This window comes from Bacillus infantis (assembly GCF_050107595.1).
Classification (GTDB): Bacteria; Bacillota; Bacilli; order Bacillales; family Cytobacillaceae; genus Bacillus_AB; species Bacillus_AB infantis_C.
Genome location: NZ_JBNILH010000006.1, coordinates 247,251 through 273,629, shown reverse-complemented (window position 1 = coordinate 273,629; position 26,379 = coordinate 247,251). Strand labels below are relative to the sequence as shown.

Here is a 26,379-nt window from a genome sequence, read left to right as displayed (position 1 = left end):
TTTGCAGGATTATAAAAAATTTCACCAAAAAGCTGTTCCTTTTTTGAATTTTCTGTTATATAATACAAAACATAAGTTTCAAACTGTATTATAACATTAAGGAGGAATGAAAATGGTGAATGAAACGGCTGCCGCATTGCAGGAAAACTGGGATATGGATAAGAGGTGGAAGGGGATCGAGCGGCCATATTCGGCGGAGGATGTCTTAAGGCTGCGGGGATCTGTCCGGATTGAACACACGCTGGCAAGAAGAGGTGCCGACAAACTGTGGAAGCTGGTTCATGAGGAAGATTTTGTGAATGCGCTGGGGGCTTTGACAGGAAACCAGGCTGTCCAGCAGGTGAAAGCCGGGCTGAAGGCGATTTATTTGAGCGGCTGGCAGGTTGCGGCAGATGCCAATCTTTCCGGCCATATGTACCCTGACCAAAGCCTTTATCCTGCCAACAGTGTTCCGCAGGTGGTCAAGCGGATCAATCAGGCGCTGCAGCGGGCTGATCAGATTACACACAGTGAAGGCGACCATTCTATTGACTGGTTTGCCCCGATTGTTGCAGACGCAGAAGCCGGGTTCGGGGGACAGCTGAATGTGTTTGAGCTGATGAAAGGGATGATCGAGGCAGGAGCGGCGGGTGTCCATTTTGAAGACCAGCTTTCCTCAGAAAAGAAATGCGGCCATCTTGGCGGAAAGGTGCTTCTGCCGACACAGACAGCCGTGAAAAATCTGATCGCTGCCAGGCTGGCGGCAGATGTAATGGATGTCCCGACTGTGCTGGTAGCACGGACAGATGCCAATGCGGCTGATTTGATCACCAGTGATGTCGATCCATATGATCACCCGTTCATCATGGGGGAGAGGACGCCGGAAGGCTTTTTCCGGACCAGGGCAGGGCTTGATCAGGCCATCGCCCGCGGGCTTGCCTATGCCCCTTATGCAGATTTGATCTGGTGTGAAACATCCGAACCGGATCTGGAGGAGGCGAGAAGGTTTGCGGAGGCCATCCATGAAAGGTTCCCGGGAAAATTGCTTGCCTACAACTGCTCGCCTTCATTTAACTGGAAGAAAAAGCTGGATGATGAAACTATTGCAAAATTCCAGAAAGAGCTTGGCGGGATGGGCTATAAATTCCAATTTGTTACGCTGGCAGGATTCCATGCCTTGAACCACAGCATGTTTGAACTGGCAAGGGGTTATAAAGACAGGGGGATGGCCGCCTATTCCGAGCTCCAGCAAAGGGAATTCGCCAGCGAGGAATTCGGCTATACGGCCACCCGCCATCAGCGGGAGGTCGGCACAGGCTATTTTGACCAGGTTTCCATGGTTGTCTCAGGTGGCACATCCTCCACCACTGCACTGAAGGGTTCGACTGAGGAAGAACAGTTTACGGTGTCCAAATAGCGTTCGATTCTCCCTCCTTGGACAAAGGAGGGTTTTTTTTATCCGGGAAAAGGAATAGTAAAAAGAGGAGCATCACATTCTTAGACAAATTAACATACATAATAGTAGCCTGATACTAGAGGAGGTGCGGGGATGCCCCAAAATGTGGATGATTACGTGAAGCAGGGAATGTATGGGCAGAAGCAGACAAAACCGGATGAACGGAGAAAATTCCTCGGAACGATCAGGGAGCGGATTGTGGTTGCACTCACCCAGCCCCAGGTCAGAAGAGAGGGGACGATCCGGGAGGCGGAAGCTGCGCTGAAGGATAACCCATCGGCCCATCTATACTTAAACGGGAACATGAATTACTCTTACTTATCAAAGTATATAAAGCTCGCGTCACAATATGGAGTCGAATATACCATTGTCACAAACAAAGAGCATAATTCAGAAATTGGACTTGTCCTTGCTTATGACCATGCGATAGATAAGGAAGAGATTTATATCAGCAGTGACAAGCCTCGAAAGGAATCGCCTGAAAAGAAGGAAAAAAAGGGGGTGGCTGGATTTTTCCAGAAGCTTTTTCAAAAGTGACTAAGGATAGGGAATGCTGAGGGTGATGCGCCTCAGCATTTTTTGTTAAAATAAGACTCTTTTATTATTGATTGTTGGTATCTTGCCATTCTTATAAGTCGTGCTAAGCTAATCTTTCAGAAGACGGGTTCTTCCCCGTCCAGCCAAAAAAGAGCGGACCTTCCCGCCCCTGAATGAGGAATCAGTAACAGATTGAAAATAAGCGGAGAAAATCCCCCTAATTTCGAAAAAACTCTAAAAATGGCTCAAATAGAAGGAGAAATTCCGACTATCGACTCAGAAAACAGTAAAATGGGCAACTTCGCTCCGCTTAACCGGAAATCCTCCGCTTATTTACACCTACCCGTGCCATAGTCAGCAGCCTAACCGGAAAAACTCCGCTTATTTTAAGGCTTCCTGGTCACTCTAATTAGGATATAATACTATAAAATGATCTATTTTTATTGACTGAAGAGGATTTAAGCTTCAGTCAATTGACATCACCCATATAAACAGGCAGTCCTGTTTCTCCATCTGCATGCCTAGTGATCAGCTCCCTGATGGAGGCAGGAAATAAAGGGCGGTCTGCCAATTCCTTTAGAGGAAGCCATTCAATCCCAACCTGATTTTTATCCGGGATGCTTCCAGATTTCGGAGAGACTTCAGCCTGAATGCTGCAGGCAAAAAAGAATTCTACTTGGTGCAGTCCTGCGTGGCCTTCATAGCCATGGCTGCTGCCGATATAATCACGTACAAACAGCAGGCTGCCAATTTCGACAGGTACGCCGACTTCTTCGAGGCATTCGCGCTGCAGATTGGCATGCAGATTTTCGCTGTTTTCCTGGCCGCCGCCGGGAAGGACATAAAAATCCTCCCCGCTGTCATGCATCTTGATGGCAAGCAGGCACCCATCCTTGATAATAATTGCTTTTGAAGCTGTTCTGATCATTTTATATCCTCCTTGGGATAGTATTCATATGGGGTCTGTTCATTTCCGTTCCAGGCACTTCGCTTTCCGCGGGGCGACGCTGAGCCTCCTCACCGCTCCGCGTCTGCGGGGTCTCAGCATTGCCGCTGCAATCCCGCAGGAGTCTTCGTGCCTTCCACTCCAATAAACAGAGGCTCCTGAACTTTTACTGACTCAAAAAAATAGAGTCTGAATGTCTCCATACCATGAAATTGACTCAAGGATGCATTTCCTTTTGACGAAACAAACCATTTTCCCCTATTTATTTTCCTAAGCGAGGTGTCGGAAGAATGAATATTGCCGATTTGCGCCCGAAAGTACGGTCAGACTTAAGAATCAGAGCCGGCACGTGGTTTTATACATGGAAAAGGTATGGCCGCTGGCTGGCAGACGCCCGTACATACAGCAGAAAAAAAGAAGCAGCTGCTCAGCCATATGTGGTGTTCAGGCACCAGACCCCCCTTCTAAGAAAGCTGAAGGACGTAGACATGGCCTATCAATATAATAAAATTAAAAACCTGGAAATTGCTGTTGATAGGCTGAACTCTATCGTCATTTATCCTGGGGAAACTTTCAGCTACTGGAAGCTTATCGGCAGGCCGACTGCTAGGAGAGGGTACCAGCCCGGCATGATACTTCATTACGGCAGCTTTAAGATGGGAACCGGGGGCGGTCTCTGCCAGCTTTCCAATCTGATTTATTGGATGACTCTGCATACGCCGCTGACCGTTACGGAAAGGCACCGCCACAGCTTTGATGTATTCCCGGACTCAAACCGCACCCAGCCGTTTGGGAGCGGCGCCACCTGTGCGTATAATTATCTGGACCTGCAGATAACCAATGATACAAATGCGCCTTATCAGCTGGTCCTTTATCTGACGGAGACAAATCTGTGCGGGGAATGGCGGACGGTTTCAGAGCCTCTATACACGTATGAAGTGTATGAACGCAGCCATACCATTACGCCCGCTTACTGGGGCGGTTATGTCCGCCATAATGAAATATTCCGCCGGTCCTATAACCGGCAGGGAAAGCTGTATGATGACGAATATATAACAGAAAACCATGCCATCATGATGTATGAGCCATTGCTGGAAGGAAAATCCCGCTCTATTTGACAGAGCGGGACTTCTCTTTAAAGGGGCTGAAGCTGCGAAGAAGGCTGAAGCCCAGGGCCTTCAATAATAACGGCGGTCATGCCAAGAGCAGAGCCGGATTCATGTTCTTCCCCATCTTCCCAAAAAACAGCCGTTCCTGGATCTACTGCTATTCGTTCTCCATCCGCACTTCTCACCCAGCCCTCACCGGAGACAATCAGGAAAAGCTGCGGACCGACAGCAGGATGCATGCCAAGGACGCTGTCCTCCTTCAACTGCATGCAGCCGACCGTGACCGGTATCTCCCTTGATAAAAGGGTGTAATAGCTGTTCAGGCTGCCGAACCTTGATATCTCTTTTCCGGCAGAATCGAATTGAAATAGCTTCACCAAAAATCTCTCCTTAAATGGATTCAGCCTTTATTATAACTGAAAAAAGAGAATAGAAGGAATTATAAAAAAACAGGTGTGTCATATTAGAGTCAGGCCTTATAATAGCTTTATCAGGCAGCAAATGCCAGCATACAAGGAGGAATTCATTATGATAATTGAGGTGCTTGTTTCCTAGTCTGGGACGGGGAGCTTGTCACGAGATCTCCGTTTCGGACTTTCTTAGTTTTCATTAAGAAAGAGAAGCGGAGGAAGGGCAATGGAGGCAAAAAAAGTATATTTTAGGCTCACGGGAATTCGGGCATTTTTATTTCAGAGCATTTTTACCGTAAATGCGATTTATTTTGTTGTGGAGGCGGGGCTTAATCCGCTCCAGCTCGTACTGATTGGGACAATTATGGAATTGTCCATTGTGCTGTTTGAGGTGCCGACAGGAGTCATAGCCGATCATGTCAGCAGGAAGAAATCCGTCATCATAGGAACGATCCTGCTCGGACTGGCTCATCTTCTGGAGGGATCGGTGCCTGCATTCTGGGGAATCGCAACAGCTTATGCTGTCTGGGGCCTTGGCTACACGTTTCTCAGCGGTGCCGAAGAAGCGTGGATTGCCGACGAAGTGGAAGGAAAGGGTCTGGATAAGCTTTTTCTAAAAGGATCGCAGATTGCCTCTATCGGGAAAATTGCCGGTATCATGGCAAGTATGATTATATCGATGCTCTTTTCTGTTCAGGCTGCCATTCTGATTGCGGGCGGTTCTTTCATTGTATTGGCTGCCTGGCTCTGGGTCCGGATGCCTGAACACCGGTTTGAAAAGCTGGAGCGGGAAGAGACGTCCCAGCTTGCCGGCGCCGTCCAAAAAGGATACAGGACAGTAAAGGGCAATCCGGTTTTTGCCGGCATGGCTGGCATTGCCCTTATGTGGGGACTCGCAAGCGAAGGCTTCGACCGGTTATGGGCTGCCCATTTCCTGGAGGATATCCAGCTTGCCGAAAGCTCTGCCGTTCTCTGGTTCGGTGTGATCAACGGAGTTGCCTTGCTTCTGAATATCGGCTTGGTCGAGTGGATCAGCAGGAGATTGAATGGCGATGGGGAGCAGAGATATGTCCGCCTGCTGCTATCAGTTAACGGAGCTCTTGCGGCCAGCACACTGATTTTTGCGCTTAGCGGGGAGTTTTGGCTTGCCCTTGCGTCTTATTGGACCAGTTTTACACTGAGAGGCCTTAACAGTCCGCTTTACAGCATCTGGCTTAATCAAAAGCTGGAGTCAAAGTGAAGGGCCACCATGCTTTCCATGTTCGGACAGCTTGATGCAATCGGACAGATTGCAGGAGGGCCGCTTGTCGGCTGGATCGCGTTCTCTTTTTCGATCTCGGCTGGATTGTTTGCAACAGGCCTGCTTACAGTGCCCGTCCTGATTTTTCTATGGATCGCCGGCCGTTATGCAAGCAGCAGAGTGTCCGAGTCATCCGGAAGATACAGGGGAAAACCGGACAGATTCAATATATAGAAAAATGGGAAAGGCGTCTGGAATATCCAGGCGCCTTAGCTTTTCACTCCTGCAGTCATTACAATAAGAGAAAACACGATTTCCTTTGCTTCCGGCAATTGCTTTAAAGCGCTGGAGTCTGATATGATTCTATCTATACTTATAGCATTCTAAAATATTTGGAGGTGACAGAGATGTCTAGAATATCTGAAGATCAGGTCAGGCATGTAGCCCACCTGGCACGTCTGGAAGTGACGGATGAGGAAACGGTGCGGATGCAAAAAGAGCTGGAAAAAATGCTTTCTTTTGCGGAGCAGCTTAATGAACTGGATACAGAGGATGTTGAGCCGACTTCCCATGTACTGGATATCAAGAATGTATTCCGGGAAGATATCGCGAAAAAAGGGCTGCCGCAGGAGGACGTGCTGAAAAACGCGCCGGACCACCAGGATGGACAGATCAAGGTGCCATCCATACTGGAATAGGGGGAAAGCAAATGAGTTTGTTTGATCATAAGGTTTCAGAGCTTCATGAACTTTTACATAAAAAAGAAATTTCCGTATCTGATCTGATTGAGCAGTCTTTTAAACGGATTGGTGAAGTGGACAGCCAGGTGGGGGCATTCCTGACCTTAAATGAGGAAGAAGCACGGAAGCAGGCAAAGTACTTAGACGAAAAGCTGGGCACAGAAGAGTCGAAGGGCCTCCTTTTTGGCATGCCGGTCGGGATTAAAGATAATATTGTCACAAAGGGTCTGAGAACTACCAGTGCAAGCAGGATCCTGGAAAATTTCGACCCGATCTATAATGCAACGGTAATGGATCATTTACATAATGCCGGGACCATCACGATAGGAAAACTGAATATGGATGAATTCGCAATGGGGTCCTCAAATGAGAATTCAGGATTCGGAAATGTCCGCAATCCATGGAATCTTGAGAAAGTGCCAGGCGGCTCTTCAGGCGGTTCAGCTGCAGCGGTTGCAGCAGGAGAAGTGCCTTTTGCCCTTGGGTCAGATACAGGGGGATCCATCAGACAGCCTGCTTCTTACTGCGGGGTGGTTGGGTTAAAGCCAACCTATGGGCGTGTTTCCCGATTCGGGCTTGTTGCGTTTGCTTCGTCACTTGATCAGATTGGCCCGGTAACCAGGAATGTTGAAGACAATGCTTACCTTCTCCAGGCGATTTCGGGTCTGGATCAGAATGACTCCACCTCAGCAGATGTTCCGGTCGATCATTATGCCAGCGCCCTGACCGGAGATGTGAAGGGTCTGCGAATCGCCGTGCCAAAAGAGTACCTTGCTGAAGGCGTGGATGAAAAAGTCCGCCAATCTGTCCTCGATGCGCTTAAGGTGCTGGAGAATCTTGGGGCTGTCTGGGAGGAGGTATCCCTTCCGCATTCCAAGTATGCTTTGGCTGCCTATTATCTGCTTTCATCCTCAGAAGCGTCCGCCAACCTTGCCCGCTTTGACGGCGTCAGGTACGGCTACCGCGCCCCGGATGCTGAAACACTGATGGAGCTTTACAAAAAGTCGCGCGCCCAGGGCTTCGGCGATGAGGTGAAAAGAAGGATTATGCTCGGAACCTTCGCCTTAAGCTCAGGCTATTATGATGCTTATTATAAAAAGGCGCAAAAGGTCCGCACTTTGATTAAAAAGGATTTTGAAGAGGTATTTCAATCTTACGATGTCATCATCGGACCTACAGCACCGACACCGGCATTCAATATCGGGGAGAATATAGATGATCCGCTGACTATGTATGCCAATGATATACTAACAATCCCTGTTAACCTGGCCGGTACGCCTGCCATTTCGGTGCCGTGCGGATATTCGAATGGTATGCCGCTTGGACTGCAGATCATCGGCAAATATTTTGACGAGAGCACGATCTACAGAACAGCCCATGCTTTTGAGCAGGCCACTGACTTTCATAAGCAAAAACCGGGACTGTAAGGGGGGAACAGACATGAACTATGAAACGGTTATCGGACTTGAGGTCCATGTTGAATTAAAAACAGATTCGAAGATTTTTTCCGCGAGCCCGAACCATTTCGGGGCTGAACCGAATACAAACACAAGCGTTGTGGAACTCGGCTATCCTGGCGTGCTGCCGGTGCTCAACCGCAAAGTGGTCGATTACGGAATGAAGGCCAGTATGGCGCTGAATTGCCAGATTGCCGATGTAACCAAATTTGACCGTAAAAACTATTTTTATCCGGATAACCCGAAAGCCTATCAAATCTCGCAATTTGATAAGCCAATCGGTGAACATGGCTGGATTGAAATCGAAGTGGACGGATATAAGAAAAAAATCGGCATCACCCGGATCCATCTGGAGGAGGATGCAGGCAAGCTGAACCATGAAAAAGGCTATTCCCTCTGCGACTACAACCGCCAGGGAACCCCGCTGATCGAAATTGTTTCAGAACCGGATATCAGGACAGCCAATGAAGCTTATGCTTACCTCGAGAAACTGAAAAGCATTATCCAGTATACAGGTGTTTCTGATTGCAAGATGGAAGAAGGGTCGCTGAGATGCGATGCGAATATCTCCATCAGGCCAGTGGGCCAGGAGGAATTCGGCACCAAGACTGAGCTGAAAAACCTGAACTCTTTTAACTTTGTCAGAAAAGGGATTGAGTATGAAGCAAAGCGCCAGGAGGAGGTGCTTCTTGCGGGTGGGGAGATCCAGCAGGAAACCCGCCGCTATGATGAGTCTACTAATACGACTCTCCTCATGCGTGTAAAAGAGGGCTCTGATGACTACCGCTATTTCCCTGAGCCTGATCTGACGGATATTTTCATTGACCAGGAGTGGAAAGACCGGATCCGTGCCGAGATTCCAGAGCTGCCGGACGCGAGGCAGAAGCGTTATGTAGAAGAGCTTAGCCTTCCTGCTTATGATGCTGCAGTTCTGACGGTAACAAAGGAGACAGCAGACTTCTTCGAGGCAGCGGTGGAAGCGGGTGCGGACGCCAAGCAGGCCTCAAACTGGCTGATGGGTGAAGTATCAGCTTACCTGAATGCTGAGCAGAAAGAGCTGGCTGATGTAAAGCTGACACCGGAAAACCTGGCCGGAATGATCAAGCTGATCGAAAACGGGACAATCTCCAGCAAAATCGCGAAAAAGGTCTTCAAGGAGCTCATCGAAAATGGCGGCACTGCGGAAGCCATCGTCAAGGAAAAAGGCCTCGTCCAGATTTCTGACGAAGGGGCGCTCCTCCAATATGTGACGGATGCACTTGATGCGAATCCGCAATCGATTGAAGACTTTAAAGCCGGCAAACAAAAAGCAACCGGGTTCCTGGTCGGGCAGATTATGAAGGCCTCCAAAGGACAGGCGAATCCGCAGATGATCAACAAGCTGCTGATGCAGGAAATAACAAAGCGATAGAAAATAAGCCGCTGGGGAAATCCGGCGGCTTCTATTTATTTTGAGGAAATTTGCTGGTCTGTTTAGACAAACTTCCTCTTTATTTCCCAGGAAAGGATGAAATACGGCAAGTCCTGCAAAAAAAGGAATGTACTATAGTCATCGAGAATAAATAATAGATGGGAAAGCCCATAATTGATATTGAAAGAAAAGGAAGTGCTTATATGGAATTGAAGGACTGGTTTGCGAAGGGACTGACATTCTCTGAATATGTGGAAGGTATGAGTGTTAATAAGCAGGAGATGGAAAGCATAGACAGCAAGTTTTCTCTCAAAGAAGAGGAAAAGGCCAAGCTGGTGTCTGTGAAGGATAAAGGGTTGAAAGTGATTGTCCTTACAGAGGACTGGTGCGGGGATGCGATGCTTAACATTCCGATCCTTATGCATATAGCAAGAGAGACAGATATGGAGACAAGGTTCATTCTGCGGGATGAAAACCTTGAGCTGATGGATCAGTATTTAACCAACGGAACGGCCCGTTCAATCCCTATTTTTATCTTCATCAATGGAGACGGACAGGAACAGGCTGTATGGGGACCGCGGGCAGAAACAGTGCAGCGCTTTGTCGACAAGGAACGGGCTCAGCTTCCGCCAGCAGACAGTGAAGATTTCAAAGAAAAACAGGGCATCATGTTCAAAAAGATGAAAGCGGCATACCAGGAAGATGAACAGGTCTGGCATAATGTGGCAGCAAGCATTATAGCTAAACTTCAATGAAGCAGGTGAGCTTATGGAATGGAACAAAAGCAGGGCTGCAGCGAAACTTGGCATCAGATATCCGATTCTCCTGGCCCCCATGGCGGGCGGTATTACGGTCCCGGAGCTGATTGCGGCTGTATCGGGCAGCGGCGGCCTGGGAAATATGGGAGCCGGCTATATGTCTGCTGAAGACATGGAAAGGGATATCAAAAAAGTAAAGGAATTGACTGCCGATCCATATGGAATCAATCTGTTTCTGCCTGCAAAGCCTCTGGTTGATGAGAACAAGCTTCAAAGGATGCTCCGGAAGCTGGAGACGCTGCAAAAGGAGCCGGGAATCAGCACGGCTGCAGCTTATAAAGAAAAGGATCGCCGGAAGCTCTTTGGCGAACAGCTGGAAACAGTTCTGCGGCTTAGGGTTCCTATTGCCAGCTTTACATTCGGCATTCCTGAGAGAGAAGCTGTTTCCGAGCTTCAAAGGAATGGCACTGTGATCATCGGAACTGCTACAAATGTTCTGGAAGCAGAAGAACTGGAAGAGGCAGGTGCAGATCTTGTAGTGGCCCAGGGCAGTGAGGCAGGGGGCCACAGGGGCACATTTCATAGTGAGGAGAGAGGCTTGATTGGAACGATGGCCCTTATCCCGCAAGCTGCAGACAGGGTTAAAATTCCCGTCATAGCAGCCGGGGGCATCATGGATGCAAGGGGCATCGCAGCCGCCTTTATGCTGGGCGCCCAGGGGGTCCAGCTGGGAACTGCCTTTCTTCCCTGCAGTGAAAGCGGTGCCCATCCAGCCTACAAGGAAGCCGTGCTGGAAGGCAAGGGAGAAGAAACAGTCCTTACAAAAGCTTTTTCCGGAAAACTTGCAAGGGGAATGGAGAATAAATTTATCAGGGAAATGAAAGACATGGATGCCGGGCTTCTTCCTTTTCCTGTTCAAAATGATCTGACGGGACCGATCCGCAGAAATGCAGCAAAAGACGCCAATAAGGATTATATGTCATTATGGGCGGGCCAGGCGGTTTCTCTTTCCAAGGAATTGCCTGCAGCCAGACTGATGGAAGATCTGATAGCAGGCACTGACATTCTTCTCAAAAGATAAATAAAGCTTCCGCACTTCAGCGGAAGCTTTATTTATTTTCTTACGAGAACAAAAAAGAAATTCCGAGGGAAGCAGCGAACATAAGCAGGGAGGATGCGAGCAGGGGATTGACTCTAATGTGGAACATTCCCCTGGCTTCCCTGTGGCCGGTATCCCGATGGTTCATGAATGAACTGGCGATGACACTGCTGGTCCAAGCATCGCCTGTGCTGGAAAAAAACAAGACGAAAGCAAACCACAGAGCGGAAAATAAGAATGAGAAATCTATCAGGCCATAATTGGAAAAGAAGAAATGCCAGATGAAGAAAAGCAGCAGGGCCTGGATGGTGAAGGAGCAAGCAAGGATGATGGCAAAACGTTTCATGATTACATCTCCCTTCATTTCACTTAGTGGAGAAAGCAGCTGTTTGCTGTAAGAAGTGTTTCAGACTTGGCTTGCCTCCATTTTAATGTTTTACGGATTAGAAAGAAAAAAGTTCCAGAAAAAGTAAAAACTATGAGATGTTTTGGAAAAAAGAAAGAGGGTAGGATTTATGTTGCAATATGGAGTTTGCTATCTGCCTGATGACAACAGGCTCCCGCAGCATACTCTCGTCCATGTCAAGAATTTCCCGGGCGGTGAACCAGCTGTATTCTGTGATTCCCTCTTCTAATTCGATAGAGCCGCCGGCAATTTCAGCGGTGAAATGGAACATGAGAACAGGATGGCCTGTCCTGCTGGTGAATTGAAAGAAGCCAGCAGATTCCAGAATCTCTATATTCAGGCCCGTTTCCTCTCTTGATTCCCGCCGGGCTGCTGCTATTATATCTTCCCCGGTCTCTATCCGGCCGGAAGGGAAGTTCCAGGCAGGCCCTGCAGTGTTTTTAGATTCCTTAATCATGAGCATGCGGCCATCTTTCAGGTGGATGTACTGGCGACTAGAATATTTGAATAATGGTCCATAAGGTTCTCCTATTAATAGTTTCTTATAAATACATAGAGCCAAGTTTTAGGACGGAAGAAAAAAGAGAGCCATCACGGCTCTCAAGCCTGCTTCGGCCCTTTCTTCGCAGGAATTCTGTCATTCTTTAAATTCTTGTCATTGATTTTCGGCTCTTTATTTTGGAGGAAGTTTGAGATATTGGAGCGGTGCAGGATGATCAGAAAGATTGTAAAAAAGAAAAAGATAAGTTCATGGGCCCATCCGGGCTGAAATAAAGAGAAAATGATAAGGGAGATTCCGACAGAAATAGAACCGAAAAATACATATTTTGTTGCATAAATGACTCCGACAAATGCAATGTAAGCTGCCAGGAACATCCAGGCATTGGCAACCAGCAGAACTCCTGCGGTTGTTGCTATGGCTTTTCCTCCGCGGAAGCCTGCGAAAATAGGGAAACAGTGGCCAACAACCGCAATCAGGCCGGTGTAGAGCGGATCCAGATCAGTATGAAGAAGGATGGGCAGACCTGCTGCAAGCGCCCCCTTTCCGGCATCAATGAGAAGAACAGCAATTCCCGCCCGCTTTCCGAGGACACGGACTGTGTTGGTCGCCCCAGGATTATTGCTTCCATGCTCGCGTATGTCGATTTGGAACAGCCACTTGCCAATCAGAAGGGCGGTTGGAACCGAGCCGATCAAATAGGCGGCTGCAAGAATAGCAAAATTCATAAGTCCTCCTTTTCTGCCAGCAGCACAGCAAAAATAAAGTGAGAGAAATTGTATTTGCTTTCATTCTACCATATAATGAGCATACCCCGATTTAAATTCCTAATATTTTGAAAAAAGGATGTGGCAGAATGGGTATTGTTGATTTTGGAAACAGGGCTAGTGAATATGCACGTTCCAGGAACGATGTTCCAAATAGTCTGTTTGATAGCCTCCATCTAAGAAATATAAATTTTGCCGGCAAAAAAGTGGCTGATCTGGGCTGCGGGACAGGAGCTCTGACAATGAGGCTGGTGTTCCGCAAAGCAGAGGCTGTCGGAGTCGATCCCTCTGAAAAGCTCCTTAAGAAAGCTGCTGGAATCAGCCGGGATAAGTATCTGGATATCCCATACAGAAAAGGGACTGCAGAGAATACAGGACTTGACGGGGCAGAGTATGATATGGCGACTGTGCTCCGTGCCTGGCACTGGTTTGACAGAGAAGAAGCCCTTAGGGAAATCAGACGGATTCTTAAGCCGAAGGGATACCTGATTGTGGCGGATACAGGATTCAAGGCAGACCAAGGGCTTGTGGAAATCACTTTTGAGTTTTTGAAGAAAGAAGGAGTAGAGCTTACACCAGCCGGAAGCAAGGCAGATTCAAGGCAAAGAATCAATGGATTTCCTGTAGAGTGGTTCCGGGAGTGGGAAGAGGCCGGTTTCGGGCTGAAGGATTTGTATGCGCTTCCATACGATGTCCATTTTACGAATGAAGAATGGCTGGAGAGGGTTGCTTCTTTATCCTATTTGGCGGACCTCTCAAAAGAGGAAGGTAATGAATTGCTGCGGGGATTGAGAGAAGTGCTTGAGGCACATTATGGGACCAATGCCTCTCACGGGGTCGCGCATTTCTGCACTATAGCCATATTGCAGGAGGGATTCCGGTAATTGGGCGATACTGCAAGACATACAGCATGGCGCCTCATTTGCAGCGCTTTTTCAAGCCGAAATGTGCATAAGCCCCTCTTTTCGCTTATAATAGATTCATATAGTGATTTGAGAGGAGAATGACCATGGCAGGGAACAGCAAAAAGTCTGAATGGATTTCATGGGCAAAATCGATTGCCTTAGCGCTTGTCATTGCGTTTATTTGCCGCCAGTTTATATTTGCACCGGTGACAGTTCAGGGCGAATCCATGATGCCGACCTTCCAGGATCAGAATAAAGTGATCGTGACCAAGCTCAGCAAGATTGAGCGCTTGGATGTAGTTGTATTTCATTCGCCTGATTCTGAGGATGATTATATAAAAAGGGTGATCGGTCTGCCTGGGGATGAAATTTCTGTGAAGGACGACCAGCTTTTTGTGAATGGAAAAAAAGTGGACGAACCTTATCTGGCTGAAAACCGCAAAGAAGCGGCAGAGTTCGGCATAGAACATCTGACTGAAAATTTTGGGCCCCTTGTCGTGCCGGAGCATCAGTATTTTGTGATGGGCGACAATCGTCTGAACAGCAATGACAGCAGAAGCTTTGGCTTCATTTCAGATGAGTCTGTTGTAGGGGAAGCTAAATTCCGCTACTTCCCGCTCAATCGGATAGGAAATCCTGAGAAACCATAAAAGAAAGAGTCCGGCTAAATTTAAGCCGGGCTCTTTCTTTGCTTTGCGGTCATTCGCTTTTATGATTCTTTAAAGCTCCCTCAACATGATAAGGAGTGAGGTCAATGTCCGTATCATGCCCCAATGCGAGCTTTGCAAGCTGCTGTCCAAGAAACGGCCCCATCGTCAGGCCGGAGGCTCCAAGCCCGTTGGCGGTGTACAATCCTTCCCATCCAGGTACTGGCCCGATAACCGGAAGGAAGCCGGGAGTGAAGGGGCGGAACCCGACCCGTGCCTCTATCAGGCTGGCATCCGCCAGGCCGGGAGCTGTAGTGAGCGCCTTTGTAAGGACCTCCTGCATGCCGCCGGCTGTAATTCTCGTATCAAAACCGGAAACATCATTTTCATGGGTTGCACCTGCGACAATCCTTCCTCCTGTGAAGGCAAGCAAATACTGGTCACCCGGGGGCATAAGGACCGGCCAGCTGTCAGTTGCCTTGCCCGGAAGTTCCAGGTGGGCAATCTGAGCCTTTTGATAGCTCACATCCATCTCAATGCCAAGCGGACCTAATATTTCTCCTGCCCATGCGCCGGCACAAACGATAACAGCATCTGCCTCCCATCGTTTTTCACCGGCAAGGATGCCTGTCACCCGGTTTCCTTCATAGATCAGTGAAGCATCATTCTCAAGAAAGACTGTACCTTCCTTTTCTGCCGCACGGATCAGGGAATCCCTCAGTGCCCGTCCGTCTACCCGGGCGGCGCCGCTAACCTGCACAGCTTCAAATTCTTGATCAACCGGAGGGAAGGCCTCGGCTGTCTGTTCCCGGGTAAGAAGTGTGACTTCACCGATTTCCGGTGCTTCTTCCCTCCGCTTCAATGTCCGCTCTTCCGCTTTTTTAAGCTTATTGGTTTCCTTGTGCAGGATAAGGGCACCAACCCTGCTGTAGCCTGTATCTGTCTCGCCGCGCTCCTCGAGCTCCTTCACGAGCTCAGGATAATAACGGGCCCCCGCTTTGGCCAGGCGGTACCAATCCTTATTGCGCCTCTGCGATACCCATGGGCAGACAATGCCTGCAGCAGCGGCAGTAGCCTGTCCTTTTTCATTCCGGTCCGCCAAGATTACCCGGCTGCCCGATTTGGCCAGGTGGTAGGCAGCTGAGGCGCCCAATATGCCTGCGCCTATCACAATATAATTTTTCATAGCCTGCATCCTTTATAGTGAAATTTAGTTATAGTATACCGTCCTGTCGGCTTAATTGTAAAAAATGCATAGAGCCTCTTTATAGAATCTGGCATAATATGTATTTTTTATGTGATATAATAAAAGCATTCTTACAAGAAAGCAGTGACAATAGATGAAAAAACTCCTCATGGTCGGCCTTGCCGCAAGCCTTCTTGCAGGCTGCCAGAATATGCAGAGCGGAAAACTAGATACAGATAATCTGAAAAAAGTGGAGATGGCCGACGTGGATAAAGAACAGGCCAAAAAAATTCCTGTTACATATGAAGCCCAGACTGTTGAAGAGGGACTCGATGCGCTCCCGTTTGAAATGAAGCTGCCGAAAAAGCTGCCTTTTGAAGGAGAGGGATTCCAGCCTCCGAGCATTATGGATATGAACCATAGCGGAAAACAGATCATGGCAGAATTCAGAGCATTTCCAAAAAACAAAGAAGAGAATTACTTGCTGATGGTTTCTGCGGATTACCCGGTCGAATCCTTTGAACAGCCCAATTCCGAACCAGTAGAGCTTGAAGGAGGGGCAGAAGGCATGTATCAGGGAAATACCTTATTGTTTTTGCAGGGGAAGGTTCAGTACACCATTATGTACAATAACAAAGCTATCCCGGAAAGTCAGCATAAAAAAGAGCTGACTGAAATGGCGAACGAGATGCTGAAGTAGTTCGCTTAGCAGGCTCCTGATATGGTATGCTAATGTTCATGTGCAAGCCTTGCTGCGTTCAAACGTTTGTTGGCCAGGAAGAACGCTTCACAGTTACATGGGAGCTGATTATAGATGACCAAAGCGAAAAAAGGAAAAAGCGGCATTGGCAGCGGAACTGGAAAAAAAGGCTGGAACCGCTGGCAGGCAGGTGCCAAGAAAGCTAAGAGTGCCAAGCCGTATAAAAGCAAAGGTACGAAAAATCAAGGCAAATCCGGGGATTCCGGCGGGAATGCCTGAGGATGGGGATAAGAGCCAGGAGAACCTGGCTCTATTTTATTGTAAGGCTGTTTTTTCATTGAGGCCTGTTATCCTGCTCTTCCTCCATGCCGTCATTCCCTTCATCAACGCCTGTTGCCCGGTTGAATGCCTGGGAGATGATATTAAGCCCCTGGTCCATCGCATTCATCGACTTCATTTTTTCCCCAACTTTTTTGTCCTTCTTTTGTTTTTCCATAAAAAGCACCTCCTGTGTTTATAGGATTCGATGCTATCCACGGATTATGCGTCTATTCCAGGAAGAAGCTGTTCACAGGCACCTCCGACAGGGCGATATGGGTGACTGTTCCTGCATAGGGTGTAATTTCATTGATGAACTCTTCAATATCCTCAAGCTTTTTCAGTCTCAGCTTGACGAGATAGCAGGCCTGGCCGGCTATCCGGGAGCAGAATTCCGCGTTAGGTACCATAGCGATTTTTTCCCTGAACCGCTGGTAATCTCCCTGCCGCAAAGTGACTTCTACAAAACATTCAATTCCATACCCAAGCTTTTTATAGTCAATGGTTATGGTATATCCTTTGATGATTTCCTCACTTTCCAGACGCCTGACACGTTCTGTGACTGAAGGGGCTGAGAGGTTTACCTTCTTCGCCAGCTCCCTCATTGACTGCCGTCCGTTTCTCTCCAGCTCCTGTAAAATGCGCTTGTCTATATCGTCGATTATCATTTGTAAGCCTCCTTGTTAAAAACATATTTCATTTGAAAAGAGCATCGATGTAAACTGGTTTCATATTTAATTCATTATTATTTCAATTCCTTCTATTATAAAAGCAGAAGGAGGAGTTGAAAATGCCAAGAATCAAATTAATTGAAAAACAGGGGGAGACCAATTTTCAAAAAGCGCTGGCTTATGTGCCTGAAGTGGCCGCCTTATATGATGCCCTGTATGAGCAGCTGTGGAATGAGCAAGGAATAAGCGCGGATGTAAAGGAGAAGGTGCGCCTTTATCTGGCCAATAAAAATGGTTGTGCCACATGCATGAGCCTCTCGTATACCGGTGGAATGGAACATAATGAAGCCATTGCCTATGCTGTGGAGCATAATGATTTCTCGGGTTTCGCTGACTGGGACCGGAAGCTGTTTGTTTTTCTGGAAACCTACAGGTCCAATCCGCGCCTGTTAAAAGACTCTGATTTGGAGTGGCTGAAAATTTCCTATGATGAAAAGGAAATCATGAAGCTGCTTTCACTCATCAATCTTTTTGACGGCTATCATAAAATGATTGTCAGCCTTGATTTATACGATTTTTGTTCTTTAAGGAAGGAGGGTGCCTGATGACTGTCCTGCTGTTGGTTGACTTTCAGAAGGCCTTCGATGATCCATCCTGGGGCGAGCGGAATAATCCTGATGCGGAAAAAGAGGCTGCAAGGCTTTTGGCGCACTGGAGAAAACGCGGTCTCCCGGTATTTCATATTCAGCATACCTCCCATAGAAGGGATTCCCTGTTTTTCAAAGGAAGCATCGGCCATCAGTTCAAGGAAGAAGTAAAGCCTGCGGCTGGGGAAAGCATTATCCAGAAAAGCGTCAACAGTGCGTTTATCGGCACGCCCCTTGAAGCATTGCTTAATAATCTAAAAAGCAAAGAGCTTGTCATTGCCGGGCTGACCACACCCCATTGCGTTTCAACCACAGTCCGGATGGCAGCCAATCTTGGCTTTTCGGTCTGGCTGCCGGGGGATGCCTGTGCAGCCTTTGAAATGAAAGGACCTGACGGCACTCACTTTCCTCCCGGCCATATTCATCAAACAGAGCTTGCCATTCTCCAGGGGGAGTTTGCGGAAGTGTGTACAACTGAAAAAGTGCTAAAGAAAATCCCGGCCTGAAGAGCCGGGATTTTTTTGATTCCAGTGGGATCCGTGATGGGGAATGATAGAATGAAAAAGGGTTTTAAATTTATTTTGTTAAAACCTGTAGGGGTCTTTTATCCTGGTGTCGTCTATTACGTTGGAAGCTGCCAGAAAGGGGGAGAGAGAGATTAGCGACCAAGTTCTTATCCAGCAAACAAAGAGCGGCAATGAGCATGCCTTCAGGCTCCTGGTTGAAAAATACCGCAATGATTTGTTCCGGACAATCTTTGCAGTATTAAGGGACCAGAAGGAAGCTGAAGATGCCGCTCAGGAAGTTTTTATAAAAATCTATTCCTCTCTCCCCCAATATGAGGACCAGGGTTTTAAAACCTGGATCACCAGAATTGCAGTCAATCATGCCATTGATGTAAAAAGAAAGAGGGACCGGCGCAGGGAGGATTCCCTTGAGTATGCCGGATATGAGCTCCATGGCACCCAGAAAGAGGCTGTGGAGATCGAAGTTATGAATAAGGAAAGGCGGAATCGGGTGAGGGAAAAGCTTCACCAGCTGCCGGATAATTATCGTGATGTAATCTATGACTTTTATATAGCTGAAAAAAGCTATCAGCAAATAGCGGATGAACAGAACGTCCAGGTGAAGACTGTGGAGACAAAGCTCTACAGGGCGCGTCTATGGATGAGGAAGCACTGGAAGGAGGATGATTTCTCATGAAGCACTTTACGTATGAAGAGTGGAAGCGGTATGCGAATGATGAAGTGGCAGAGGCGGACAGGGAAATTTATGAAGATCATCTGTACAGCTGTGATGATTGCCTCGAGGTCTATTTGGAGGCAGTGGCTGTAACAGAGCTGCCGCAAATGGAGACCGGCTCAGGCTTCACTGATCTGGTGATGGCGCAAATATCTGCAGAAGCAAAAGAGCCGGCCCAGCCGCGGATACATGAAGAAAAGAAGCGCAGGCCATTCTACCAGTCGCCGCTGTTCCACTATTCCCTTGCAGCGGCTATGACCATCCTGCTCATGACAACCGGTGTTTTCCAGTCGATCACCCAGTATGCCGGAGCTGTTCAGGATCCGGATTTTCAGGAAAAGAAAACATCTGTAACAGAAGGGCTCGTGGATAAAACCTTTGCCTGGATGGATACGATCGAGAAGAAGAACAAGGAGGCAAATAAATAATGAAAAAAAATCCGATTATCGCTTTTCTTTTAGCTTTTTTCCCTGGTGGTGGCCTGCTTTATCTGGGAAAGACCCTTAGAGGTTTATTTTATACAGCAGCTGTGTTCGGGCTGATGATCTTAACGTTTGCTTTATTAAGCATGTACGTTTACGGGGATGGGCCATTGGTTTTTGTACTGTTTGGACTTCTGATTTATTTAGTAAACTTTATTGATACGGCCATCACTGCATCAAAGCTCTACCAGCAGGGCAGCACAGCTTTTATGGATGGAACCGGGGCTGCTGGATCAGCTAAGCCGGCAGCCAGCCAGGAGTCAGAACGCTTTTTTACCATTATCCTGTCCTTTGTACCGGGTCTTGGGCACTTTCAGCTTGGCCTGATGAACCGGGGGTTGACGCTCCTGACCGCTTTTCTTGGTCTTGGTGTGATGGTGCTGTTTGTGTCAGTGCTGACCCACCGCAGTGAGTTCCTTGTATTCTGGGCGATTCTGCCGGTGATTTGGGTATACGGCTTCTTTGATAGCATACAGCAGCTGAACCGGAAGCATCGGGGGGAAGAGCTGGTGGACCGTACAATTATGGAGGATTTCGAGTCGAAGCGGGATGAAGGCAAGAAAAGCAAATCTATTGCCACCTTCCTGTCCATCTTTCCCGGAGCGGGCCACCTGTACCTGGGCTTGCAGCGGCGGGGCATTCAGCTGATGGCTGCCTTCCTGTTCTCCATTTATATCCTGGATGTGCTCAGGCTGGGGATCTTCCTGTTCCTGATCCCAATCATCTGGTTCTACAGCTTCTTCGACGGACTGCAGAAGTCTTCAAGGTACGGAAATGACCCTTTGGAGGATACTCCGATCATTTCGTACTTTATTAATCATCAGAAATGGGTAGGAATCGGACTGGTTCTTGTAGGGCTGTACTATCTGACAACAAGCATCGTCCTTCCAGCCGTTTCTCCAGTGCTGTACGACATGATCGATATAGATATCCGCTATTGGTTTGACCGCTACTTCCAGACAGGCATTGTATGCATCCTGCTGATCGGCGGCGGGCTGCGCCTCCTTCTTGGCAGCAAATCTGTAAAAGAAAAGGCGGTTGATTAAGTTGAGTATGGATGAGAAAAATGAAGGGCGGAATGAAGGAATGAGGACATGGCGTGTTGGTACATTCTCGATGGGGGCGGCACTGCTTTTCTTAGGTGTTTTCCTGCTGCTTTCGCGGATGCTTGATATGGACTTCGGCTATGCCATGATGTCATGGTGGCCGATCATCCTGGTAATCCTGGGGGCGGAAATCCTGCTGTTCCTGCTTTTTTCCAAACAAGAAAAACCATATCTGAAATATGATTTCCTCAGCATTCTCTTTGTCGGCATTCTCGGGACAGCAGGCATCGGATTCGCGGCAGTCAGCTCAACGGGCATACTGGATAAATTGGATGATGTGGTGAACAGGGAAGAGCGGACTATGGATTTGCCTGAGTTCACCGAAAAGCTGGATGGAAGCATCAAGAGGATTATTGTCCAGACCGGGAATTCTCCGATCACTATTGAAGGTGCTTCCGGAAAAGACATTTCCATGTTTGGCACCTACAGGGCGATGACCGGGAAAAAAGAGAACCTGATTTCAAAGCCAGATGACTATGTCAGCTCCCACCGGAACGGCGACTCGCTCTATATCACGGTCAAAGAGCTCCCGAATGAAACAGCTGGGCCGTTTGAACGCTTTGCCTCCATGGATGCAACACTCCTTATTCCTAAGGGCGTGAAGCTGGAAGTGACAGGAAGCGGCAACACAGTGACCATGAAGCCGAGGCAGCTGATGAGCGACTGGAGTGTTGAACAGGTATCCCATGTCTCCCTTTATATCCAGGAAGAGAGCAGCCTGAAGGTGGATGCCTTTGATGTACAGGACCTTCAGGGCAGCGAAGGGGAGTGGAAGGTAACAAAAGAAGAAAAGCATTCAGGTGAAGAGGGATATGCAGATTCCGGCAGCAGCGGCAAGGATGCAACCTACCAGTCTGGCAGCGGAGAGCACCGGATCAGCATTTCCAGCAGCTATAGTGTGAGTTTGAATACAGCTGCTGAATAAGATGCAAGGCCAACTGGGCCCTGCATCTTTTTTTTTCATCATGCCAGCTTTTTCAATGCCTTTTCTTCTTTTTTAGCCCTCGCCCGCATGTACATGCCGATATTTAGGATGACAAGGATGCTGGAAACCATTAAAGAGCGGTCTGTCAGCCCGTCGCGGAATATATAGCTGAACCCGGCGGCCAGGATAATAAGTGCGGCAAGCAATAAATGGTGCATAATATTTCCTCCAAACATCTTTTCCTCCATTATATGTGACTGAACTTTCAGTATCGTGAACAGAACCTTACGAGAACCTTAACAAGGCAGCAATTAACAGCAGGGTGAAAATTGGGTATACTAAAGAGACTAATACTCTTACATAACGTTGGTGAAATATGAAGACATTTATTGAAAAAGTTCTGGAGCGATTATCTTCCGCGCAGCTGATCGTTCTGTTCTATTTATTTGCTGTTGTTCTTTCGGCTGTGCTGCTGGAGCTGCCGATCACCTTGAAGGAAGGCGTTGAACTGTCCTTTATAGATGCGCTTTTCACGTCAGTCAGTGCCATCAGCGTAACCGGCCTGTCCACTGTGAATATCAGCGAGATCCTCAGTGTGCCAGGCACTTTTATCTTTGCTTTCATCCTGCAGTTTGGCGGGATTGGCATCATGACGCTTGGCACCTTTTTCTGGCTGCTTGTCGGCAAGAAAATCGGCTTGCGGAAAAGAAAGCTGATCATGACGGACCAAAATCAATTCAATCTTGCCGGGCTGGTAGTTCTTATCAGGCGGATTCTGGTCATCTTCATTACAATCGAACTGATCGGGGCAATCATCCTTGGCGTCTACTTTCTGCAATACTTTCCGACCTGGCAGGAGGCTTTCCTCCAGGGATTCTTTGCCTCTGTCAGTGCGACGACAAATGCGGGTTTCGATATAACAGGGCAGTCCCTGATTCCGTTTGCCAATGATTATTTCGTGCAGCTCATTAATATCATCCTGCTGATTGTTGGGGCCATTGGTTTTCCTGTCCTGATTGAGATCAGGGAATTTATCCGGCATCGCGGCACCATTCCGTATAAGTTCACCCTTTTTACTAAAATCACAACCGTGACCTTTTTTCTGCTGGTGGTATTGGGTACCGCGTTTATCTGTCTTTTTGAATATAATCATTTTTTTGCTGATAAATCGTGGCATGAATCCTTCTTCTACGCACTGTTCCAGTCGGTATCAACCCGGAATGGGGGTCTCGCAACCATGAATGTCAGCGACTTTTCAGAGCCGACCTTGTTCTTTATCTCTATCCTGATGTTTATCGGCGCCTCTCCCAGCAGCGTCGGCGGAGGAATCAGGACAACCACCTTCGCCATCATGGTGTTGAGCATCTACACATATGCCAAAGGCAATACGCACATTAAAGTGTTCAGGAAGGAAATCATGCAGGAGGATGTGATCAAATCATACATTGTGTTCACAACAGCCATCCTGATCTGCAGCTTGGCAGTCATCCTGCTCACCTTCACCGATCCGAAGTTCACCTTTTTGCAGGTTGCCTTTGAGGTGGCTTCCGCATTCGGGACAACCGGCCTCTCCATGGGGATCACAGCTGATCTGACTGTTGTTGGAAAAATCATTATCATTCTGCTGATGTTCATTGGGCGGATCGGGATCCTGTCCTTCCTGTTCCTGATCAGGGGAACCCCGAACAAGGAAAAATATCATTATCCGAAGGAGAAAATCATTATTGGATAATATGCGGCGGCCTGCTTTAAAAGCAGGCTGCTTTTTTTGTTCATGAATGGGATATCTCTTCAATATATACATATATAAAGTAATTGGAGGGATGAGGATGATCATTAAATCGATAGATCTTGGGCTGATGTCAGAGCATTTAATGGTGCACAAAGGTGTTCTTGGAAAGCTGCAGCTGTATTTTTGCCTGGCGGAGGATGAAAGGCTGAAACAGATTCTGTATGAACAGGCAGTGGTTATGAAGAACCATGTAAATGTGATGATCAGGCTGATAAATCCGGAAAGAAATGAAAAAGTGACTGCAGCCGATCTTCGGGAGCTGAAACCTTTAGAGATGGTATGCACTCATACGGCGGGCAGGATAAGCGATCAGGAAATGGCCCTTGAAGCGAGAAATACGGCCAAGTCAATGGCCGCCGCCAATTTCAGCTCGGCGCTTGATATGAAAACTCCGAATGTCCGCCGCATTCATATACAGATGGCGCTCCAGCAGACAGGGCTGCAGGAAAGATACAGTGAACTGATTAAGGAAAAGGGCTGGGAATACGTCCCCGATTCAAACAAAAGGGAGCAGGAAGAGGCAGTTCGCCGATTCAAAGAGCTGTTTGGAGAATAAGGCTCCCTACTCTTCTAAATTCCACCATTTTACCGCATAATGGCTGTTTGGAAGGTAGGCGATCTTCAGCTTCCTTCCCTCCAGCCGTTCTTCATAATAGCTTCGGCTGATATCCATGGCATAGACGTCCACCATTAAATCGTCAAAAATAAGCTCCATTACAAACTCAGTTCCAGTTTCAGGGTCATCGTACTCCACCCCGGCAGGAATGCCTTCCACAAATTCGAATTCTTTATTTTCATAGGCATCCTTGTCCTTGTAGAGCAAATGGGCCTCATTTACAAAATGGACGCCGGTCGAAAGGAAGACCACTGTAAAAATAAACAAGAAAATTTTGAACGGCCAGCTGTCTGCAGCCAAAACGCCCGCCAGAAGTGCAAGGCCGAAGCACAGGCACATTGATACAGCGGTTATTGAACCGAGAACCTGGGACCATATGAAATCCTCCATTAATTCAGATGCACCCCATAGTATGAACGAACCTATTAAAAGCAGAAGACATCCTGCCCCTGAAATGGCGGTCAGCCATTCGGAGGCAGACTGAGGTTTATGTATGACCCTATTTTTGAAATTCAGTTTCTTTTTCTTCATAAATAGACCTCCATCCGAACTTCATGTATATCTGTATATACGTTAAAAAGAGAGCTAAGTTTCGTCCAGGAAACTGAGGATCATCAAAAGCAGCCAAGTGTGCTGGATGTTCCTGCTGCAAGCTTCTAAATAAACACCAGAAAATGTTTGAATTTTTAAAAATATCCGCTTATAATGAAATAAACTAAGTAGTTTATTTTAAATGTACATAAATTTTTAGAGATAAATGCGGTTTTTTAAGAAAAGCGGGTGGAACGATGAGCAGAAGAACAACCTCAAAAGAGATGAAGAAAACGAGCAAAAGCATCCATATGGAAGAATGGATCTGGGAGCTTTCCGGGCATATCCAGCCTTGCCGGTCAGGGGCCATTAAGGAGCTGTTCTTTGATAGAATCAGAACTGAACTGGTAAAAGAAGGGCTGATAGGTGCAGATGCTGAAATTACCAAAGAGCATGGAGAACTGTTTGCCATGCTGATGGAGAAGCGTGCAAAAAGCTGCGGATAGAAAGGAATTTGCGTGATGGAAAACTATTTCACAGGAATGCGGGTCAGTCTGCGGCCTTTTAGAGAAGGAGACAGCACCCACATTTATCATGCCCTCCTGGATCCTGAGTTCAGGAAGCTTACGGGGACACAGACCTTTTTTGCAGAAGACAGCCTTGAAAAAGCCTATAAGAATTTCGCTGGAGATAAATCGCGGATTGACCTTGTGATAACAGACAAAGAGACAGGAGCTGTTATAGGGGATCTGGCACTGACGGAAATTGATTATATCAACAAAAATGCCAGCCTCCGGATCGCCCTTTATAAAAAAGAGCATTACGGGAAGGGGCTTGGAACTGAAGCCACTTCGCTCTTGCTTCAGTATGCCTTTGAAGTGCTCAGCCTTTATCGCGTGTATCTCAATGTGTATGAGTATAACAGCCGCGCCATCAGGGCTTATGAAAAACTTGGATTTGTAAAGGAAGGGGCTTTCAGGGGAGAACTGCTTTGGAATGGAGTCTACTACGACAATCTGATCATGGGCATCCTCAGGCATGAGTTCAGGCCTATGCGGACAAGCAGGGAGGGAAATTGAGTGCCTCCAATTGTATCAGAAGAGTATAAACGGAATAAGAAGAAGGAAATTTTGGCCAGTGCGCTGAGATGCTTTGCCAGGAAAGGCTTCCAGGCAGCATCAATCGACGACATTGTTGCTGAGTCAGGCATCAGCAAGGGTGCCATCTACAACTATTTTAAAAGCAAGGATGATATATATATCACCCTTATGATGGAGCAGACGGAGGAAGCCAATGACCGCCTGTTAAAGGAAATCGAGGCACTTGATTCCGCCGGGGCAAGGCTGTCTTATCTATTTGACCGCTACAGCCGCTCAAGGCCTGATAAAGACATGAAAGATTATATCGTCGTCCACTATGAATTTACACTCCATTCTTCGCGGAATGAGGAGATCAGCAGAGTGCTGAAACAGCGCGGCAATCAATTCTTTATTAACCTCATCCTCAAAATTGTAGAAGAAGGCAAAGAGTCGGGAGAGTTTGCAGCTGAAACAGATTCCCGCCTTATTGCCAATATGTTCTGGGTGGTGGTTGACGGAACGAATATCCAGCGTATCCTCTTTGAAGATTTTCCTTCCGAGAAAGTTTTTCTGACGTTTAAGCAGTTTATGATGTCATATATTAAGAATGGATAAAGATCAGAACACCTCACCGGATAATTCCTGAAAATCTGCCGCCGTGCAGGTTTTTTATTTTTTCAGCGGCGGTGCAGAGGAAGGATAATTATCGCCAAAAGGG

35 protein-coding genes are annotated in these 26,379 nt (G+C 47.5%); 25 read left to right on the top strand and 10 right to left on the bottom strand.

What is annotated here, in order from left to right; all coding sequences use genetic code 11:
* Positions 1–112: 112 nt before the first annotated feature.
* Positions 113–1,396, top strand: a complete 1,284-nt coding sequence (gene aceA / locus ACQCVH_RS14840) for an isocitrate lyase (protein WP_426836425.1) — start codon at positions 113–115, stop codon at positions 1,394–1,396.
* Between the two features lie 132 nt (positions 1,397–1,528).
* The gene (locus ACQCVH_RS14835; protein WP_426836424.1) at positions 1,529–1,972 is read left to right on the top strand and encodes a YueI family protein; all 444 of its coding nucleotides are present in this window, start codon (positions 1,529–1,531) and stop codon (positions 1,970–1,972) included.
* Positions 1,973–2,441: 469 nt separating this feature from the next.
* Here the strand turns inward: ACQCVH_RS14835 and ACQCVH_RS14830 are convergent, their stop codons facing one another.
* Positions 2,442–2,900 (bottom strand): NUDIX domain-containing protein, encoded by a 459-nt coding sequence (locus ACQCVH_RS14830; protein WP_426836423.1) that lies wholly within the window; start codon positions 2,898–2,900, stop codon positions 2,442–2,444.
* A gap of 308 nt (positions 2,901–3,208) precedes the next feature.
* Here ACQCVH_RS14830 and ACQCVH_RS14825 point away from each other — a divergent pair, with 308 nt between their 5' ends.
* The gene (locus ACQCVH_RS14825; protein ID WP_426836422.1) at positions 3,209–4,036 is read left to right on the top strand and encodes a VanW family protein; all 828 of its coding nucleotides are present in this window, start codon (positions 3,209–3,211) and stop codon (positions 4,034–4,036) included.
* 17 nt (positions 4,037–4,053) lie between these two features.
* Here ACQCVH_RS14825 and ACQCVH_RS14820 read toward each other — a convergent pair whose 3' ends face one another.
* A complete protein-coding gene (locus ACQCVH_RS14820; protein ID WP_426836421.1) occupies positions 4,054–4,404 on the bottom strand; it encodes a cupin domain-containing protein in 351 nt (116 codons plus the stop codon).
* A 259-nt stretch (positions 4,405–4,663) separates the two neighbouring features.
* On the opposite strand from ACQCVH_RS14820, the gene ACQCVH_RS14815 reads away from it, so the two are divergent.
* The 7 genes from ACQCVH_RS14815 (at position 4,664) to ACQCVH_RS14785 (ending at position 11,124) form a co-directional block, all read left to right on the top strand.
* On the top strand, positions 4,664–5,677 hold the full coding sequence (locus ACQCVH_RS14815) for an MFS transporter (protein ID WP_426836420.1): 1,014 nt from the start codon (positions 4,664–4,666) through the stop codon (positions 5,675–5,677).
* Between the two features lie 9 nt (positions 5,678–5,686).
* Positions 5,687–5,911 (top strand): hypothetical protein, encoded by a 225-nt coding sequence (locus tag ACQCVH_RS14810; protein ID WP_426836419.1) that lies wholly within the window; start codon positions 5,687–5,689, stop codon positions 5,909–5,911.
* Between the two features lie 173 nt (positions 5,912–6,084).
* A complete protein-coding gene (gene gatC / locus ACQCVH_RS14805) occupies positions 6,085–6,375 on the top strand; it encodes an Asp-tRNA(Asn)/Glu-tRNA(Gln) amidotransferase subunit GatC (protein ID WP_426836418.1) in 291 nt (96 codons plus the stop codon).
* 11 nt (positions 6,376–6,386) lie between these two features.
* Positions 6,387–7,844: an Asp-tRNA(Asn)/Glu-tRNA(Gln) amidotransferase subunit GatA gene (gatA, locus tag ACQCVH_RS14800; RefSeq protein WP_426836417.1), complete on the top strand. Its 1,458-nt coding sequence runs from the start codon at positions 6,387–6,389 to the stop codon at positions 7,842–7,844.
* Positions 7,845–7,857: 13 nt separating this feature from the next.
* The gene (gene gatB, locus ACQCVH_RS14795; protein WP_426836416.1) at positions 7,858–9,285 is read left to right on the top strand and encodes an Asp-tRNA(Asn)/Glu-tRNA(Gln) amidotransferase subunit GatB; all 1,428 of its coding nucleotides are present in this window, start codon (positions 7,858–7,860) and stop codon (positions 9,283–9,285) included.
* Positions 9,286–9,488: 203 nt separating this feature from the next.
* Positions 9,489–10,040 (top strand): thioredoxin family protein, encoded by a 552-nt coding sequence (locus ACQCVH_RS14790; RefSeq protein WP_426836415.1) that lies wholly within the window; start codon positions 9,489–9,491, stop codon positions 10,038–10,040.
* A gap of 13 nt (positions 10,041–10,053) precedes the next feature.
* Positions 10,054–11,124 carry an NAD(P)H-dependent flavin oxidoreductase gene (locus ACQCVH_RS14785; protein ID WP_426836414.1) on the top strand — a complete coding sequence of 357 codons (1,071 nt, stop codon included), beginning with the start codon at positions 10,054–10,056 and terminating at the stop codon, positions 11,122–11,124.
* A 40-nt stretch (positions 11,125–11,164) separates the two neighbouring features.
* Here the strand turns inward: ACQCVH_RS14785 and ACQCVH_RS14780 are convergent, their stop codons facing one another.
* The 3 genes from ACQCVH_RS14780 to plsY all read right to left on the bottom strand — a co-directional run bounded on the left by ACQCVH_RS14780 (position 11,165) and on the right by plsY (position 12,775).
* Positions 11,165–11,488 (bottom strand): hypothetical protein, encoded by a 324-nt coding sequence (locus ACQCVH_RS14780; RefSeq protein WP_426836413.1) that lies wholly within the window; start codon positions 11,486–11,488, stop codon positions 11,165–11,167.
* A gap of 130 nt (positions 11,489–11,618) precedes the next feature.
* Complete coding sequence (locus tag ACQCVH_RS14775; RefSeq protein WP_426836412.1) at positions 11,619–12,011, bottom strand: NUDIX hydrolase; 393 nt, start codon at positions 12,009–12,011, stop codon at positions 11,619–11,621.
* Between the two features lie 137 nt (positions 12,012–12,148).
* Positions 12,149–12,775 carry a glycerol-3-phosphate 1-O-acyltransferase PlsY gene (gene plsY / locus ACQCVH_RS14770; protein ID WP_426836411.1) on the bottom strand — a complete coding sequence of 209 codons (627 nt, stop codon included), beginning with the start codon at positions 12,773–12,775 and terminating at the stop codon, positions 12,149–12,151.
* A 128-nt stretch (positions 12,776–12,903) separates the two neighbouring features.
* Here plsY and ACQCVH_RS14765 point away from each other — a divergent pair, with 128 nt between their 5' ends.
* Positions 12,904–13,698 carry a class I SAM-dependent methyltransferase gene (locus ACQCVH_RS14765; protein ID WP_426836410.1) on the top strand — a complete coding sequence of 265 codons (795 nt, stop codon included), beginning with the start codon at positions 12,904–12,906 and terminating at the stop codon, positions 13,696–13,698.
* Positions 13,699–13,817: 119 nt separating this feature from the next.
* Positions 13,818–14,369, top strand: a complete 552-nt coding sequence (gene lepB, locus ACQCVH_RS14760; RefSeq protein WP_366161859.1) for a signal peptidase I — start codon at positions 13,818–13,820, stop codon at positions 14,367–14,369.
* Between the two features lie 49 nt (positions 14,370–14,418).
* Here the strand turns inward: lepB and ACQCVH_RS14755 are convergent, their stop codons facing one another.
* Positions 14,419–15,552: an NAD(P)/FAD-dependent oxidoreductase gene (locus ACQCVH_RS14755; protein ID WP_426836409.1), complete on the bottom strand. Its 1,134-nt coding sequence runs from the start codon at positions 15,550–15,552 to the stop codon at positions 14,419–14,421.
* A gap of 154 nt (positions 15,553–15,706) precedes the next feature.
* Here ACQCVH_RS14755 and ACQCVH_RS14750 point away from each other — a divergent pair, with 154 nt between their 5' ends.
* Entirely contained in the window at positions 15,707–16,252 is a 546-nt protein-coding gene (locus ACQCVH_RS14750; protein WP_426836408.1) for a putative periplasmic lipoprotein, read from the top strand.
* A gap of 114 nt (positions 16,253–16,366) precedes the next feature.
* On the top strand, positions 16,367–16,531 hold the full coding sequence (locus ACQCVH_RS14745; RefSeq protein WP_426836407.1) for a DUF3934 domain-containing protein: 165 nt from the start codon (positions 16,367–16,369) through the stop codon (positions 16,529–16,531).
* A 55-nt stretch (positions 16,532–16,586) separates the two neighbouring features.
* Here ACQCVH_RS14745 and ACQCVH_RS14740 read toward each other — a convergent pair whose 3' ends face one another.
* Both ACQCVH_RS14740 and ACQCVH_RS14735 read right to left on the bottom strand, forming a co-directional pair.
* Positions 16,587–16,748, bottom strand: coding sequence for a hypothetical protein (locus ACQCVH_RS14740; protein ID WP_426836406.1), 162 nt, complete (start codon positions 16,746–16,748; stop codon positions 16,587–16,589).
* 52 nt (positions 16,749–16,800) lie between these two features.
* On the bottom strand, positions 16,801–17,238 hold the full coding sequence (locus ACQCVH_RS14735) for an Lrp/AsnC family transcriptional regulator (protein WP_426836405.1): 438 nt from the start codon (positions 17,236–17,238) through the stop codon (positions 16,801–16,803).
* Between the two features lie 122 nt (positions 17,239–17,360).
* On the opposite strand from ACQCVH_RS14735, the gene ACQCVH_RS14730 reads away from it, so the two are divergent.
* The 6 genes from ACQCVH_RS14730 to ACQCVH_RS14705 all read left to right on the top strand — a co-directional run bounded on the left by ACQCVH_RS14730 (position 17,361) and on the right by ACQCVH_RS14705 (position 21,643).
* Positions 17,361–17,846, top strand: a complete 486-nt coding sequence (locus ACQCVH_RS14730; protein ID WP_426836404.1) for a carboxymuconolactone decarboxylase family protein — start codon at positions 17,361–17,363, stop codon at positions 17,844–17,846.
* A complete protein-coding gene (locus ACQCVH_RS14725; protein ID WP_426836403.1) occupies positions 17,846–18,394 on the top strand; it encodes a cysteine hydrolase family protein in 549 nt (182 codons plus the stop codon). Before ACQCVH_RS14730 ends, ACQCVH_RS14725 begins: the two co-directional genes overlap by 1 nt.
* Before the next feature lie 106 nt (positions 18,395–18,500).
* Positions 18,501–19,091, top strand: a complete 591-nt coding sequence (locus ACQCVH_RS14720; RefSeq protein ID WP_426836402.1) for an RNA polymerase sigma factor — start codon at positions 18,501–18,503, stop codon at positions 19,089–19,091.
* Complete coding sequence (locus ACQCVH_RS14715; protein ID WP_426836401.1) at positions 19,088–19,558, top strand: hypothetical protein; 471 nt, start codon at positions 19,088–19,090, stop codon at positions 19,556–19,558. The genes ACQCVH_RS14720 and ACQCVH_RS14715 overlap by 4 nt, the downstream gene beginning before the upstream one ends.
* Positions 19,558–20,658, top strand: coding sequence for a hypothetical protein (locus ACQCVH_RS14710; RefSeq protein ID WP_426836400.1), 1,101 nt, complete (start codon positions 19,558–19,560; stop codon positions 20,656–20,658). Before ACQCVH_RS14715 ends, ACQCVH_RS14710 begins: the two co-directional genes overlap by 1 nt.
* A gap of 7 nt (positions 20,659–20,665) precedes the next feature.
* Positions 20,666–21,643, top strand: coding sequence for a LiaI-LiaF-like domain-containing protein (locus ACQCVH_RS14705; RefSeq protein ID WP_426836474.1), 978 nt, complete (start codon positions 20,666–20,668; stop codon positions 21,641–21,643).
* A 38-nt stretch (positions 21,644–21,681) separates the two neighbouring features.
* Here the strand turns inward: ACQCVH_RS14705 and ACQCVH_RS14700 are convergent, their stop codons facing one another.
* Positions 21,682–21,861 (bottom strand): hypothetical protein, encoded by a 180-nt coding sequence (locus tag ACQCVH_RS14700; protein WP_426836399.1) that lies wholly within the window; start codon positions 21,859–21,861, stop codon positions 21,682–21,684.
* A 158-nt stretch (positions 21,862–22,019) separates the two neighbouring features.
* Here ACQCVH_RS14700 and ACQCVH_RS14695 point away from each other — a divergent pair, with 158 nt between their 5' ends.
* Both ACQCVH_RS14695 and ACQCVH_RS14690 read left to right on the top strand, forming a co-directional pair.
* The gene (locus ACQCVH_RS14695; RefSeq protein ID WP_426836398.1) at positions 22,020–23,375 is read left to right on the top strand and encodes a TrkH family potassium uptake protein; all 1,356 of its coding nucleotides are present in this window, start codon (positions 22,020–22,022) and stop codon (positions 23,373–23,375) included.
* Positions 23,376–23,472: 97 nt separating this feature from the next.
* On the top strand, positions 23,473–23,991 hold the full coding sequence (locus ACQCVH_RS14690) for a spore coat protein (protein ID WP_426836397.1): 519 nt from the start codon (positions 23,473–23,475) through the stop codon (positions 23,989–23,991).
* A gap of 6 nt (positions 23,992–23,997) precedes the next feature.
* Here ACQCVH_RS14690 and ACQCVH_RS14685 read toward each other — a convergent pair whose 3' ends face one another.
* Positions 23,998–24,582 carry a hypothetical protein gene (locus ACQCVH_RS14685; RefSeq protein WP_426836396.1) on the bottom strand — a complete coding sequence of 195 codons (585 nt, stop codon included), beginning with the start codon at positions 24,580–24,582 and terminating at the stop codon, positions 23,998–24,000.
* A gap of 257 nt (positions 24,583–24,839) precedes the next feature.
* On the opposite strand from ACQCVH_RS14685, the gene ACQCVH_RS14680 reads away from it, so the two are divergent.
* Genes ACQCVH_RS14680 through ACQCVH_RS14670 form a run of 3 tightly spaced genes read left to right on the top strand, consistent with a single transcriptional unit; the run spans position 24,840 to position 26,276 of the window.
* On the top strand, positions 24,840–25,088 hold the full coding sequence (locus ACQCVH_RS14680) for a hypothetical protein (protein ID WP_426836395.1): 249 nt from the start codon (positions 24,840–24,842) through the stop codon (positions 25,086–25,088).
* A gap of 15 nt (positions 25,089–25,103) precedes the next feature.
* Positions 25,104–25,661 (top strand): GNAT family N-acetyltransferase, encoded by a 558-nt coding sequence (locus tag ACQCVH_RS14675; protein WP_426836394.1) that lies wholly within the window; start codon positions 25,104–25,106, stop codon positions 25,659–25,661.
* The gene (locus tag ACQCVH_RS14670) at positions 25,662–26,276 is read left to right on the top strand and encodes a TetR/AcrR family transcriptional regulator (protein WP_426836393.1); all 615 of its coding nucleotides are present in this window, start codon (positions 25,662–25,664) and stop codon (positions 26,274–26,276) included.
* Positions 26,277–26,379 lie beyond the last annotated feature (103 nt).